We start from the raw sequence: 13,775 nt of genomic DNA, 5'->3' as shown, positions 1-13,775 counted from the left end.
GTTGACGTATATGTGCCAGGGTGTCCACCCAGGCCTGAGACTTTGATCCAAGGTACCATGCTATTGCAAGAGAAAATTAAGGTGTCGAAGATCAAATAGTATGGGTAGCCAGACTCATTTGCATGACCTGTACGGTAAATATTCCACAGATACTATTAGGGTAAATAATGCAAACCTAGAGCCGTTGCAATTGTCACTTGGCGGAATCCTCAACGCTAAGCCTAATATCTTAACCTATAATGCCCATGCCAATAGTCCGCCCTCTTCTCCTCCTGCTGTGGCTGATAAACCAGCAACCTCAATGAAGCAGGACGTCAGTTCTGAACAAGACCCAGTATTATTTGAAAAAGGCATTGCTGGCGAAATATTGGTCAAATTTGGTCAGGTCGCTCAGATTATTTTCATTAAACATTTACGCATTAAAATCGCAGTCGAACCTTCGAACATTTTGAGAGTCGCGACGTATATTCGAGATAGATTGGGATTTGATCACGCTGAATCTGTGGCTGGGACAGACTATCCCAAGGATAACCAAGTAGAGGTAATTTATCACCTTGGTTCATACACTAGACAAGATTTGGCTGGCCAAATTATCTCTGTTGCTACTCGAACAAATCGAGATGACCCCACCCTTCCATCATTGATCGGAGTCTACAAAAGTGTTGAATATCACGAACGCGAAATTTTTGAAATGCTGGGGATATATTTTGAAGGTCATCCCAGAAATGAACGGTTCCTTTTGCCTGAAGACTGGGCAGATATTCCGCCTCTAAGGAAGGAGTTTAGGATAAAGGGACGGTAAAGAGGAGATACTAATGCCTGATCTTGAAGACCGAATTAAAGAATCTCAGAGAATGGGTATTCAAATTACAAAAGAGTCAGAAGATGACAGGTTGATGACTCTAAGCGTCGGACCTCAGCACCCAGGCTCCGGCCACTTCAGATTTGTGGTAAAGCTTGATGGCGATTATATAGTCCATTGCGATCCTGATCCTGGCTATGTGCATCGTGGAGAAGAAAAAATGTGTGAATACCGCAATTTTATACAGAATATTCCACACCTTGAACGACCAGTCATACATGACTCGACTAATATCACCTATTCATACAGTTTGGCTGTCGAGGAGCTAACAGGAATTCAGGTTCCAAGACGAGGTCAATTCATTAGAGCTATTGCGTCTGAGCTAAATCGCCAAATCTATACGTTGTATTGGTTGGCCATTTATGGAATATTTTTGGGACACTCTACGATGTTTATGTGGCCGACTGGCGATCGTGAGTTATTCATAGATCTCATGGAGGCATTGACAGGAGCACGCGTCACTCATGCATTCAATATCCCAGGCGGTGTTCGTAATGATATACCAAATGGCTTTAAAGATAGATGTCTTAGACAAATATCTTATTATGAAAAGAGATTAAAGGAATACGAGGACATTTTTTACAATAACCCACTAGTACGACAAAGAACAGAAGGTGTTGGAATATTGACAAAAGAAGACGCCATAGGCCTTGGCGTTACTGGCTCCGTTCTGCGCGCTTCAGGCGTTCCATATGATATCCGGAAAGCTGAGCCTTATGACATTTACAATGAGATTGACTTCAAGGTTCAATACATGCAAACTGGAGACTCTTTTGCTAGGGCATATGTGCCATTCTTGGATATGAGGGAGTCCTGTCATATAGTAAGACAGCTGCTAGACAAGATGCCAGAGTCTGGGGAAGTACGAGCAAAGCTTCAAGCAAATCCCAGGGGACCCCCCGGTGAAGCATATAGAAGAGTAGAATCTGGTAGAGGAGCTTTAGGGTATTATATCATAAGCGACGGAAGTCCAAAGCCTTATAGAGTGAAGATATCTGTGGGTTCTTTTAGAAACATGTTGGCTTTGCCGCATTTACTGGTCGGTGCAAAGATGGGTGACATGCCTGTTATTTATTGGGCATTGAATTATTGGCCAGTGGAGGCTGATAGGTAACCCCATGGCAACACTCCCTGAAGAATTCAGGTTTGGTAACTTCCTGGCGAGTATAATATGGATTGTATTAATAATTGTTGTAATACTCACACTAGTCGTTCTTCCTCTCATTTTTGTAGTCTTATTTTATCTGCCTCTTCCTCCTGTAAATGGAGAGGTATTAACGCCATACCTTTTCCTATCTATGATAGTGGATCCGAGCAGAACATTGCCTATAATAAAATTTTACATACACCAAACTCCTTTTAGAGTCATAGTCTTTCCAGGATTCGTATTTGCAGCTATAGTTGCCGCTGCGACAATTTTTGTTGAACGCAAATTTTTGGCCAAAATGCAGCTGAGGGTGGGCCCTCTTTATGCTGGTGTGTGGGGAGTAGGTGAAGGAATACTCCAATTAGCAGCTGATGGATTAAAAGTCATTTCTAAAGAGATAGTTGTACCTTCAGGCGCAGACAGGCCAATTTTTTGGGCAACCCCAGTAGCCTATGTAGCTACTGCAGCAGCAGTTGTCTCTTTAATTCCTACGGCTCCTGGGTGGGTAGCATCTAATACAAGTGTAGGATTAATTGCGGTATTTGCGATACTTGGCTTCTTTCCTTTGATAGCCCTTTTATTCTCGTGGGCTAGCAATAGCAAGTATCCTTTCATCGGCGGCTTGAGGGCTTTACATCAAATGATAGCCTTTGAAATCCCATTTATTCTCTCAGCACTGTCAGTTGTTATTCTCGCTGGTTCTCTTAACCTTACGCAAATCGCGCAAACTCAACATGCATTTTGGTTTATTATATTCCTTCCAGTTAGCGCCTTCGTGTTCTTTATCTCTTCGCTCGCGGAGTTGGAAAGAGTGCCATTTGATCTTCCGGAAGCAGAGAGTGAGATAGTGGCCGGCTGGCTAACAGAAACTTCAGGTATGATATATGGTCTGATTCAGCTGGGTTCATACCTTAAAGTTTATGCTCTTGCTGCATTATTTGTTATTTTGTTTCTGGGTGGATGGCATGGACCGCAAATATTTCCACCCCAGCTTGGACCTACTAATGCACCTACAATAGAGAAAATGGTGACTCTTCAGGGTTTCTACAACGGAGAAACTGTTAATGCTGTTTTCTGGTTTCTAGTCAAAACAGTAATAGTTATCATGTTAATGTTACTCCCACGTGGGATTAGTCCAAGAATTAGAATAGATATATTACTCCATACAGGATGGTACAAATTGATAGTATTGGCCTTTGTAAACATGTTCGTGGCTTTAGCTCTGATATATGCCGGAGTACTGGGTCCAGGAGGTTCAATTTCGATACATTGACCGACTCCGCATCGTCTTCACCGTCTGCTTCCTCCTCCTCTCCTTCTATGCCTCCTAAATCAAATGCTCCAAAGACAACGGCTGCTGGTTTCATTAAGGCGATAGAATCAGGTTCAAAGCACCTTCTTATCAAAAGGTTCACCCTTCGCTACCCTGAACAGAAACTCAAGTTTGTTGGAGACGGCTATCAGTTTGACCCAAAACGAGCGGTAGGAATTGCTGGTTTAAGGGGCAGACACATATTAAATCACGATAAATGTACAGGATGTCAACTTTGTGCAATAACGTGCGAGGGAATTGCAGAAGCCATCGGCATGGTCAAGGTTGATGAGCAGTGGAAACACAACAAGAAGGGTATTATGCCTCAAATTGACTATGGCAAATGTGTTTTTTGCGGCCTCTGTGTGGACGCATGTCCGTTTTACGCATTATTTATGACCAATGACTATGAGCTTGCTGCATATACAAAGGAACACCTGATCTACACTCCAGCACAGTTGGCAATAAAGCCCAAATACAATGGAGATGTCGAGATAAAAATCGACGATCATGGGGCCACACATCATGCCTGATGCTCTTTTTATTGGCATTGCGATAATGACTGTTGGCTCAGCGATAGTTGCTCTTGAATCGCGGGAGTTGGTGTATGGTGCTATTGCACTCGCAATTTCTATGCTTGGGATAGCAGGTTTTTTTCTGCTCTTGGATTCACCGTTTGTCGCAATGTTTCAAATTACGGTTTATGTTGGAGCTGTGGCGGTGCTAGTTATTTTCACTGTCATGCTTGTTCGAACTCAGGCCCTTTTTTCAATAAAGGAAGATCGCAAAAGAAAGGTTGCTGGAATAATACTCCTTCTGGTATTCATGGGAGGAATTGGAGCTGTCCTATTATCCTCTGGCCTCAGCAATCCTGGATTTACAAAGTTTAATTATCCTGCTATTGAAGTTGCCTCGATAGGAAAAGAGATGGTAACCTACTATGGGCCGGTTTTGGTGCTATTGGGTCTCACATTAGCCGCATCAGTGGTGGGTGCGCTGGCTCTGGCAAGAAGGGAGGATATAGAACAACAAAATGAACGAGCTGATTGACTTTGTTACCATAGCGATGGTGCTGTTTGCTATTGGTATATATGGCCTAGTCGTCAAGCGTAATGCCATACGCATGATATTTTCTATAGAAATTATTGCAAATGCAGCCAACCTGAATTTGATTGCTTTCTCTAGAAATTTACACAACGTTCAAGGTCAGATGTTCGCCCTTTTTTCTATCGCCATAGCCGCTGCAGAAGTCGCTGTAGGACTTGGTATCATAATAATCGCTTATAGATTATACAAGGAGATAGATGTGGAAGAGTATAGGAGCATGAAAGGATAGGAGCATGAAAGGATAGGTATCAAAAGGATGGCGGAGCAGTATTTCCTATTAGCAGCGACCTTTTTACCACTTCTACTGTCGCCGGTTTCATATTTCCTAGGCAGAAGATCAGGCCTGAATATTGTCACTTGGTTTTCCTTTGGAGTTCTGCTTGTTTCAACAGTCCTTCTTTTTGTTCCAGCTTTAACGCTAAACGGGGGACATATTGCATACAGCGAAAGCTATGCTTGGGGACAATTCGGAAATTTTGGGCTTAGATTAGATGGTCTAAGTTTACCTTTCGCAATAATCAACTACATTTGGTTCACGGTCCTGATTATCTATTCAAAACCCTATATCAATCGCAAGATAATCCAGGATGCGCTGGATCGCTTTGGATCACAAACTCCATCTCAGAGCACCAGTCGAGATCAAAGCTATGTGCTTGGAGTGGACGAGAAGAAACCGGTAGAGTCTTTTAACGTTTCGTGGGCGGAGAGCAAATACATTACAACAGTTAACATCGAACAGCAACGCTACGTAAACTCTAGGCTCGGTCTTTACTTTGCATTATTCATGGTGTTTGCAATGGGGACACTTGGTATGGTCCTTGCAACTAACTTGATAGAATTCTACGTCTTCTTCGAGTTAGTCTTGGTACCATCTTTCTTCTTGATTTCATTTTTTGGTTATGGGGCACGGCAGAGAACCGGAATGATGTTCTTTTTCTGGACTCATGCAGGTTCTGTAGTATTGTTGTTAGGTTTGCTGTCAATTGGATTCTTTGCAGGAGGCTTTGATTATACTACTGTAAGAACGCATGAAGGCCAAATTCCAATTCAATGGATTCCCATAATCGTGTTTGCAGTCGTGATGGGTTTAGGAGTAAAACTAGGAGGCTTTTTGTTACATTCATGGGTTCCGTCATCTCAATCAAATGCACCTATTCCTGTAGCGATATTGTTGATAGGAATTGGGACTTATGGTATTTTGCGAATATGGTTGGACCTCCTAGGTGGAAACTATGCCCAATATAGCATTTATCTCAACATTTGGGGACTGGCAACAATGATTTATGGAGGCGCTATGGCATTAATGCAGGATGACATTCGAAAGATCCTTGCATATTCCACTATGAGTAATATGGGTTATATTTTATTCGGACTGGGTTCAGGAAGTGTCCTTGGAGTCACAGGGGCGACTCTTTTGTATGTGACAAGTGGTCTTGGCAAGGCAGTTCTTTTCATGATGGCAGGGTCCATAAGTTTTCAAACTGGCACATTTAGCGTGTCAAAGCTTGGAGGACTTGCAGGGAAAATGCCATACACTGCCGTGGTCGCCATGATTGGGCTCCTTACACTCTTTGGAATCCCACCCACTAGTGGCTTCATGTCAGAATGGATCATGTTCGCTGGAGTACTACAAACAGGAGTGCATGATCAGAACTCTTTAAGGGTTGTTTTGTTTGGGTTTGGTCTTTTGACAACAGTTTTGTCCTCAGCCTATTTACTATGGATGTACAAGCGCATTTTCTTTGGAAGGATTCCGGAGCAATTGGGAAACGTTAGAGATTCTAACAAGTATATTCTCATAACGATGGCCGCTCTTGCCGGTTTGTCGCTAATCATAGGAGTGTATCCAGATCCATTGCTTGCACCCATAACCTCCTACGTACAAGGTATGCTTCATAACTCGCCTGGTGTGGTGCCATTACCGTCTTCAGGTGGAACCGGGTCTGCAGTGCCGCTTGCCAAGAGCATAATGTTCAAATCTGGCGATCGAATGAGCGGCAATGTGGCAGATGATCTCGTCGCTCTTGTAACGGTCACAAATGGTGGAATTAACAGAGGTCGCTAGAAATGACAATGATTATGATAATGACAATGATAATAGCCCATTGGAGGAGATAAGTGAAAAATAATTGGTGGAGATAACTGGGCTTGGTGGAATAGCCGTAAATGTTTGGCTAGTATGGATTATACCATTTGTAGGTGCAGCTATAATCGCAGCAGTAGCCCGCGCAGGAATCAAAATAAGAGATTATACTGCAGTCGGATTTGCGCTTGCCAGTGCAGTATCCGCTACCACGTTAATTCCGTTAGCACTATCTGGTAGCGAGGTTCATAGTCAAGTAACTTGGATTTCAATATTGCACTTGAAGGCAGGCGTATTGGCCGACCCGCTATCAGTGATAATGGCGAATTTGGTAGCTTGGATATCATTCTTAATTTTTGTCTATTCTACTGGCTACATGCATGGGGAAAGAGACCTTACAAGGTACTGGTTTTTTATGCTATTTTTCATAGGTTCTATGCAGCTAGTCGTCCTGTCAGACAATTTGCTAATGCTTTTCTTTGGTTGGGAGGGCGTAGGACTTGCGTCATACGCTCTGGTCGGCTTTTGGTATTATGATAGAAAAAAAGATTTTGTCGGAACAGAAGGACACAAAGCTGCGGGAATAGCTATGTGGGCTTCTCCTTCTCACGCTGGTACAAAGGCATTTTTAATGACAAAGGCAGGAGATGCCATGATGCTTGCAGGGATGTTCTTAATTTTTGCCTATTCTGGAACTTTTGGCTTTAAGGAGTTAATTCAAAACCAGGGCTGGGCAGCACAGATGGCCCATCAGAACTTGCTTGTTCCAGCTGCCATCCTACTTTTCGGAGGCGCCATCGGCAAGTCCGCTCAGTTTCCCTTCAATGAATGGCTTTTGGAAGCCATGACAGGACCGGCTTCTGTGTCTGCACTCATTCACGCAGCTACTATGGTCAAGGCGGGGGTCTTTCTGGTAGCCAGAATCGCTCCATTGTTTTTCGCGATAGCTGCGTTTGGCATGACGCAATTCTTTGAAGTAGTAGCATGGGTAGGAGCTTTCACCGCCTTTCTGTTAGCGTCCCAGGCGATAGTTAACCCTGAGATCAAAAAAGTCCTTGCTTATTCAACCGGTTCTCAGATTGGATATATGATGTTGGCCATCGGAATAGCAGGGTTGTCGACTAACTTTGCTGATGGCTACACTGCAGGATTCTTTCAGCTAATAAGTCATGCAATGTTCAAAGCGGCGTTATTCATGGGCGCCGGAGCATTGCTACATGTTGTCGGCTCTAGATTCATGACTGACATGGGCGGAATGAGAAAGTACATGAGAAAGACTTACATTTTCATGCTCCTTGCGGCCTTGTCTCTGGCTGCAGCGCCCTTGGTCACCCTTGGATTTTGGAGCAAGGATGCAATATTTGCGGCTGTGTTAGGATCAGGTTACGAGCATGCGTTGCCACTTTTCATAATGGCAGTAGTTGTAGCAATCATGACCGCATTTTACTCCTTCAGAATGATCGGTATGACATTCTTTGGTAAGAAAAGCGAATATCTTGAACAGCTAGAAGCGTCAGGACAGCACCCCCACGAGGTCCGTCCCGTCGTATGGGTCCCATTTGCTGTCCTTTCAATAGCTACTATTGCTATCGGAGTAGTTGGATTTGCATTTGGCTCACAGCTCCAGCACACCTTTTCAACTTATCTCTCCACTTACTTTGGGATTACAGAACAAAAACAAATTCAATTACTACATAATTCTGTAACTACTACGCCGCTTGTCAAATTACAACAACAGCCCAAGCTATTCCTTGGTTTGAACCCTATTGCCGCAGCAGCATCCTTTGGGGCATTTGCCGCAGGAGGGTTTTTGGGATATATGTGCTACATTGCTCAAAAAATCGATCCGGGAATCGTTTCCAACAATAGGGTCACAAGCTGGATATGGCGATTCCTGTACAATAGATGGTATCTAAATTCGGCCCTTTATTGGGGAACCGTCATAGGCCCATTAGCAATATATCGCTTGGTTTGGAGATACTTTGAATTTACTGTTATGGAGGGGATAAATCACACTTTTGAATTCTCAATGACATCATTTTCCAAGGTCGTCAAATCTGCTCAAACAGGAATAACCCAGACTTACTTGTTCGTATTCGGTGCTGGCATTATGATAATTATAATGCTGCTTTTACTATAGGGGTTGTTCACTAGGAATGGTTGATTTCTTATCCACACCGCTATTTCTAACAGTTGTACTAGGAGCAGTAGGAATAGGGATTCCTGTCATCGATGCCCTTAAGAAGGAAAGGGGATCAAATAACAAACTTTACTGTGCGATTGCTCTTGGTGCGCTGATTCTAACAATAGGCATAGTGATATTCCGAGTCCTATCAGGAGAAGTGAGTTCAGCTGCAGCATTTGGACCAGGCGTCCTTTCGGATGATCTTTTTGGGGCATTTTTTGCTGTCGCACTATTGATAGTTTCGATAATGGTGACTGCGTCATCATGGAACTATATGAAAGGTAAAACGAATCCAGCTGCGTACTACTCTCTGATATTACTGTCTAGCATTGGCATGGTGCTTATCGCTTATTCAACTGATCTAGTAATGCTCTTTGTCGCATGGGAGTTGATGTCGTTACCCACCTACGCACTTGCCGCATTCTCTAAGCGTGATCCCATTTCGAATGAAGCAGCAATAAAGTACTTTATGTTTGGCGCGCTTTCTTCAGCTATTCTAGTATTTGCCATAGGTCTATCTTATGGAATAACTGGAACTACCAACATAGGAGGCACCATAAATGGGCTAGCCCACCTTCAAAAGGATCTTATTCCTGTAGGATTGGTATCGATCGGACTATTTATTGCAGGCTTCGGATTCAAAATAGGACTTGTACCATTTCATATGTGGCTACCTGATGCATATGAAGGAGCCCCAACCACGATTGGTGCTCTACTGGCAGCTGGGACCAAAAAAGCTGGCTTTGCAGCAGCGTTGCGCGTAATAATTCTTGGAATGTTCGTTTTGCATCCTGACTGGACACTGACTCTGGGCGTAATAGCGATATTTACAATGACTCTTGGTAACCTTGCAGCCTTGGTTCAGAAAAGCGTTCCACGAATCCTAGCCTATTCGAGTATAGCGCAGGCAGGCTATATCCTAATTGGATTTGCGTTGGCTCCTTACTCCAATCAAGCTTTGGCAGGATCGCTTTTTTACATAATTAACCACGCTGTCATGAAGTCTGCGGGATTCATTGCTGCCGCTGCAGTAGCTACGGCATTGGCTAGTTATAGTCTTGAAAAATACAAGGGGTTGGGCTATCGAATGCCGATCACGGCCATTGCGTTGTCGATATCGTTACTTTCGCTTGCCGGTGTTCCCCCTCTAGTCGGTTTTTGGAGTAAACTGACCGTATTCGGGGCTGCAATAAATAGTGGCTCAGTCGTGTCTTGGGGACCTTATCTTGCTATAGCCGGCCTTCTTAATAGTGCACTATCTCTTGCCTACTACGTCTGGATTATAAAGAAGATGTATATGGAACAAGGACCTGACATGTCAAAAGTTAAAGAGCCTAGGGCAATGTCTGCCGTATTGATATTTGCGATAATATTCATGGTAGGCTTTGGGGTTTGGTATTCACCTGTTTTGGAATTTGCTTCAAAGGCCGTTCCTCATTTTGGAAGTATAGGACCAATTATCTCCACCGGTACTTCTTCCAATCATCTTTCAAAGCCTATCCTTGTTGCGACATCCCAATTAAATCATATCAGGCCTATTTCAGTCGCTGGCACAAATAAACTAACTTGAATTATGTTATCCAAATGTCAGAGATAAGTACTAAAGCAAGCATGCAAGATGTACGCTGGCAGCCAGGAGCTTGCACTTAGTGTATACACAACCTTGCACTTGCACACGTAGATTGTTGGACATGTATTATTAAATTTTAATGGATCCATCTTTACGGTTTTATAGAAATGTCTGATAAAAATTCAAATCAAATGCCACTAATTTTCAAGTAAAATATCAGGATAAAACCGATCAAAGAGGATTCATTATCATAATTTGAGGGAATTCAAATCGGTCAAGCGTTCTAAATATTTCTTTGACGTACTGTCCATTACCTTGCGCAATTCATTTTTTGCCTTAGAAGAATAAGACAAGTAGAGGTCTTCCATGCTATCCACGAATTCTCTCGAATGACCATTTTTCTTTACCAAGAGGTTAAATAGTCTATCTTCATTGTTCCAATCCATTAGATCATCATGAATCTGGTAGGCAATCCCAAGTAAGCTTCCAAACGTGGCCATTGCGTGAATCTGATCTTCGACTCCCCCTGACAATATTGCCCCAATCTTTGCGGATGCTTCAAAGAGGGAAGCTGTTTTGTGTTCGAGTACTTTAATGTAATCATCTTCATTTATCTTCGAGTTCTTGCTCAATTTTATCTCCATTATTTCGCCTTCGCTCATCTTGATTGCAGCTTTGGAAAGTTCCACAGATATAAGTGGATTCTGCAGCTTCGAGCCAATGTTTAGAATAATACCTAAAACAAAGTCTGCGGTCAAAATACTGTTGTTATATCCATACTTTACATGAAATGAAGGCTTGCCACGACGAGTACTCTCCTTGTCTATGATATCATCGTGTATTACAGATTCGGTGTGGAGGAGCTCTATCGCAGAAGCGGCCATAAAGGCATTGTCGTCGTTTTCAGCTATATTTTGTTGACTCTCGTCTACTAATTTTATGCTCTCTGCTGACAATAGAAGGATTAGCGGCCGAATTCGCTTTCCACCGTCACAAGCATATCTCAACGGAGCATAAAACTCCGACCATGAGTAGAGATCTAATTCTCGTATGAGGGCCTTGTCTATCTTAGACAGATATTGGCTAAATAATCCTGTCAAAGGATTGACCTCAGTATTTCTTCTGTCCAGTGCCGCTCTTGCCCTTAATTTCTTGAGGTACAGAGAATATTAATGCTTTCACAACAGCGCATGAAAATTGGGTCTGTGAAAATGACTGAAGATATTACGAATGCTCCGGCCGGGATTTGAACCCGGGATCTGCGACTCGAAAGGCCACAATGCTTGACCGGACTGTGCAGCCTTTTTCATTTGGCTACTACACCACCGGAGCCCTAGTGAGGGTTCCTGGAAGTTACATTACATAAAATCTTTTCTTGAAATGTGAGGTTAAAAACAGAGTTGAGATCTTTAACCTGTCTCCTTTTACACATTTTAATCACAAGATATGTATTATGTCGACTCATCGCGGTTGAAACGTTTGCCGGAATTAGTTCCGATTACTACCAAGCGACTGTGGGTAATATATCTAAAGGTTTGATTGAATTAAATGTAATTAGATTAATTAAACTAGGCTAAATTAAGTTGAATAGTTTCAGAAGGTTTTTACCTCGCCGCACTGTCTAAATTTTGACATGACTACAATGTTAGAACGACTAGATCTCGAAATTGAGAGAAGAAGTTTGCTTAAGCATCCATTCTATCGGATGTGGTCTGGTGGACAACTCACCCACGATCATCTTCGTGGTTATACCAAGGAATACTTCCATTTGGTAAAAGCGGTTCCGGGATTTACCAAGAATATTTATGATCATCCTGATAGCCTGCGTTATCACAACGAGCTTGCAAATAATATTAAGGAGGAATCAGAGCATATCGAGCCTTGGATTAGGTTCGCAGGTTCACTAGGGGTCTCAAGACAAGCATTGCTTGATCATTCTCCGGCTTTAAAGACTATAGAGGCAGTTTCATGCTTAGATAATCTGACTAGAAAATCACTTGAGGAAGCTGTCTCAACGATGTATGGATATGAAAAGGAGCTGCCAAAAATTAGTAGTTCAAAGATACGAGGCCTGAAAGAGTATTACCGGATGGACAGTATCGATTCTACTCGCTACTTTGAAATTCATGAAGAGGCAGACATCCGACACGCCGGATTGTGGATGAGTATTCTCAAGGAATTTTCTGATTCCAAAGCCAGTCTTGTTCTCGAAGCTGAAGTGAAGTCATTGGAAGCACAGAATTACCTGTTGGATTCTATATGTGAAAAATATATAGGTCAATGCTGCTAGTTGTTAGCTAACGCGCCCTTTACTAATACCTGCCCTTCGCCCACAAGGCTGGCTTAATAAGTTCGTCATTTAACTAATTCGGCGAAATTGGAGCAAGATGCGTAACATATCTCTAATTTCTCTCCTCAAAACCTTTATACGGTGTGGGTTGCCGTCTTTTTATTCGCGGGCCCATAGCTCAGCCTGGAAGAGCGACCGGCTCATAACCGGTCGGCCAGGGGTTCAAACCCCCTTGGGCCCATTAATCAATCGGGTTCATATGCACTTGGAAATATAGATTTGTCTAACGTCCTATAGTCTGATCACAACCGTAAGCAAAATTAATTTGATATCCAATGGAACTAACAGGAAATTCCATTTTGACAACTGGAATTGTTATGAGCGACTAATAATTTGCAAGTATTGATTGCATTCGCTATTTTTTTGAGCCCTAACGTTTCCTTCAATAATGTCGAAAGGAAAGATCAAATTCTTGCATTCTTGGACACAATGAAAAAGAAGCACTGATCAAGATCCAGACCGATTTTGGATTACTACTTGGAATCACAACCTTAATCGGATTAAGGAAAGAGTCCTTATTCCGAAAATCAAATTTGACAATACTTTCTTTGTTTTGGGATCTAGATGCCAGAAACCATGAGATCACCGCGCTAACAGGAATCTGTGGTTCAAGTCATTGAACTGTTGAATAGTCAGAAAATGGTCTATCGTTGTCTTCTGCAATAAGGAATATTTTTACGATGTCTATAAGGCTATCGACGAGCAAAAAGAGTATAACCAAATTCGCCCGAGGGATTACATCCAACGATCTACAATAGCGGCTATCTTTTCCAATTTCAGTCGACCAGCGCTAGCCCCTTCCAATTGACGAAAATAGTCTTAATATCCCCTTGTAAAAATAATTTAACCGTATCACTCACGGGAGAATTGAGTGAATATTATAGATGTTTGAATCCCTTAAGAATCATATGCTGGATTAATGTATCATGAATCCTATCAAAAATTGAAAATTTATCCATAGTACCCGATCGTATAGAGACTATAGTGTGCCCATTTTTGGCAGAAGCCATATTTTCAACAATTATATGCATACCTGGACTATCATCATTGTAGCCGTCGTTTGTTCTTCGTATAACATCAAATCCTTTATCAATTAAAATTTTTATGGTCTCCTTAATTCCACTTTGTATAGCCTTATTGGAGAACTTGTCATTATTTC

At 42.4% G+C, this 13,775-nt stretch carries 12 protein-coding genes, 2 tRNA genes and 1 pseudogene; 12 read left to right on the top strand and 3 right to left on the bottom strand.

Features of this window, described 5'->3' with window-relative positions:
* From DYY65_RS03850 to DYY65_RS03805, 10 genes and pseudogenes are all read left to right on the top strand, one after another.
* Positions 1–99: pseudogene (locus DYY65_RS03850) on the top strand (NADH-quinone oxidoreductase subunit B); the annotation flags it as partial.
* Between the two features lies 1 nt (position 100).
* Positions 101–802 (top strand): NADH-quinone oxidoreductase subunit C, encoded by a 702-nt coding sequence (locus DYY65_RS03845; RefSeq protein ID WP_162476663.1) that lies wholly within the window; start codon positions 101–103, stop codon positions 800–802.
* Positions 803–854: 52 nt separating this feature from the next.
* Positions 855–1,976 carry an NADH-quinone oxidoreductase subunit D gene (locus tag DYY65_RS03840; RefSeq protein ID WP_162476667.1) on the top strand — a complete coding sequence of 374 codons (1,122 nt, stop codon included), beginning with the start codon at positions 855–857 and terminating at the stop codon, positions 1,974–1,976.
* 4 nt (positions 1,977–1,980) lie between these two features.
* Positions 1,981–3,282: a complex I subunit 1/NuoH family protein gene (locus tag DYY65_RS03835; RefSeq protein ID WP_162476662.1), complete on the top strand. Its 1,302-nt coding sequence runs from the start codon at positions 1,981–1,983 to the stop codon at positions 3,280–3,282.
* Positions 3,283–3,329: 47 nt separating this feature from the next.
* Positions 3,330–3,854, top strand: coding sequence for a 4Fe-4S binding protein (locus DYY65_RS03830; RefSeq protein ID WP_162476666.1), 525 nt, complete (start codon positions 3,330–3,332; stop codon positions 3,852–3,854).
* A complete protein-coding gene (locus DYY65_RS03825) occupies positions 3,847–4,371 on the top strand; it encodes an NADH-quinone oxidoreductase subunit J family protein (RefSeq protein ID WP_162476661.1) in 525 nt (174 codons plus the stop codon). Before DYY65_RS03830 ends, DYY65_RS03825 begins: the two co-directional genes overlap by 8 nt.
* Positions 4,355–4,657 carry an NADH-quinone oxidoreductase subunit NuoK gene (gene nuoK / locus DYY65_RS03820; protein WP_162476660.1) on the top strand — a complete coding sequence of 101 codons (303 nt, stop codon included), beginning with the start codon at positions 4,355–4,357 and terminating at the stop codon, positions 4,655–4,657. The genes DYY65_RS03825 and nuoK overlap by 17 nt, the downstream gene beginning before the upstream one ends.
* A gap of 27 nt (positions 4,658–4,684) precedes the next feature.
* Positions 4,685–6,493, top strand: coding sequence for a complex I subunit 4 family protein (locus DYY65_RS03815; RefSeq protein WP_162476659.1), 1,809 nt, complete (start codon positions 4,685–4,687; stop codon positions 6,491–6,493).
* Between the two features lie 67 nt (positions 6,494–6,560).
* A complete protein-coding gene (locus DYY65_RS03810; RefSeq protein ID WP_370519287.1) occupies positions 6,561–8,651 on the top strand; it encodes an NADH-quinone oxidoreductase subunit 5 family protein in 2,091 nt (696 codons plus the stop codon).
* Between the two features lie 16 nt (positions 8,652–8,667).
* Positions 8,668–10,266, top strand: a complete 1,599-nt coding sequence (locus tag DYY65_RS03805) for an NADH-quinone oxidoreductase subunit N (RefSeq protein ID WP_162476657.1) — start codon at positions 8,668–8,670, stop codon at positions 10,264–10,266.
* 248 nt (positions 10,267–10,514) lie between these two features.
* Here the strand turns inward: DYY65_RS03805 and DYY65_RS03800 are convergent, their stop codons facing one another.
* Both DYY65_RS03800 and DYY65_RS03795 read right to left on the bottom strand, forming a co-directional pair.
* Positions 10,515–11,366, bottom strand: coding sequence for a polyprenyl synthetase family protein (locus DYY65_RS03800; RefSeq protein WP_201449313.1), 852 nt, complete (start codon positions 11,364–11,366; stop codon positions 10,515–10,517).
* 131 nt (positions 11,367–11,497) lie between these two features.
* Positions 11,498–11,598 (bottom strand) — tRNA-Glu (locus DYY65_RS03795).
* A 301-nt stretch (positions 11,599–11,899) separates the two neighbouring features.
* Between DYY65_RS03795 and DYY65_RS03790 the strand changes: the two genes are divergently transcribed.
* Together DYY65_RS03790 and DYY65_RS03785 are read left to right on the top strand one after the other, a co-directional pair.
* Entirely contained in the window at positions 11,900–12,556 is a 657-nt protein-coding gene (locus DYY65_RS03790; protein ID WP_201449312.1) for an iron-containing redox enzyme family protein, read from the top strand.
* A 167-nt stretch (positions 12,557–12,723) separates the two neighbouring features.
* Positions 12,724–12,797 (top strand) — tRNA-Ile (locus DYY65_RS03785).
* 697 nt (positions 12,798–13,494) lie between these two features.
* Here DYY65_RS03785 and DYY65_RS03780 read toward each other — a convergent pair.
* Positions 13,495–13,775 (bottom strand): hypothetical protein (locus tag DYY65_RS03780; protein ID WP_162476656.1); only part of this gene is annotated, 281 nt, incomplete at its 5' end.

The organism is Nitrososphaera sp. AFS, from assembly GCF_009898475.1.
Classification (GTDB): Archaea; Thermoproteota; Nitrososphaeria; order Nitrososphaerales; family Nitrososphaeraceae; genus Nitrosopolaris.
Note: the sequence above shows the minus strand (reverse complement) of the source record. Positions and strands in the feature narration are given on the sequence as shown.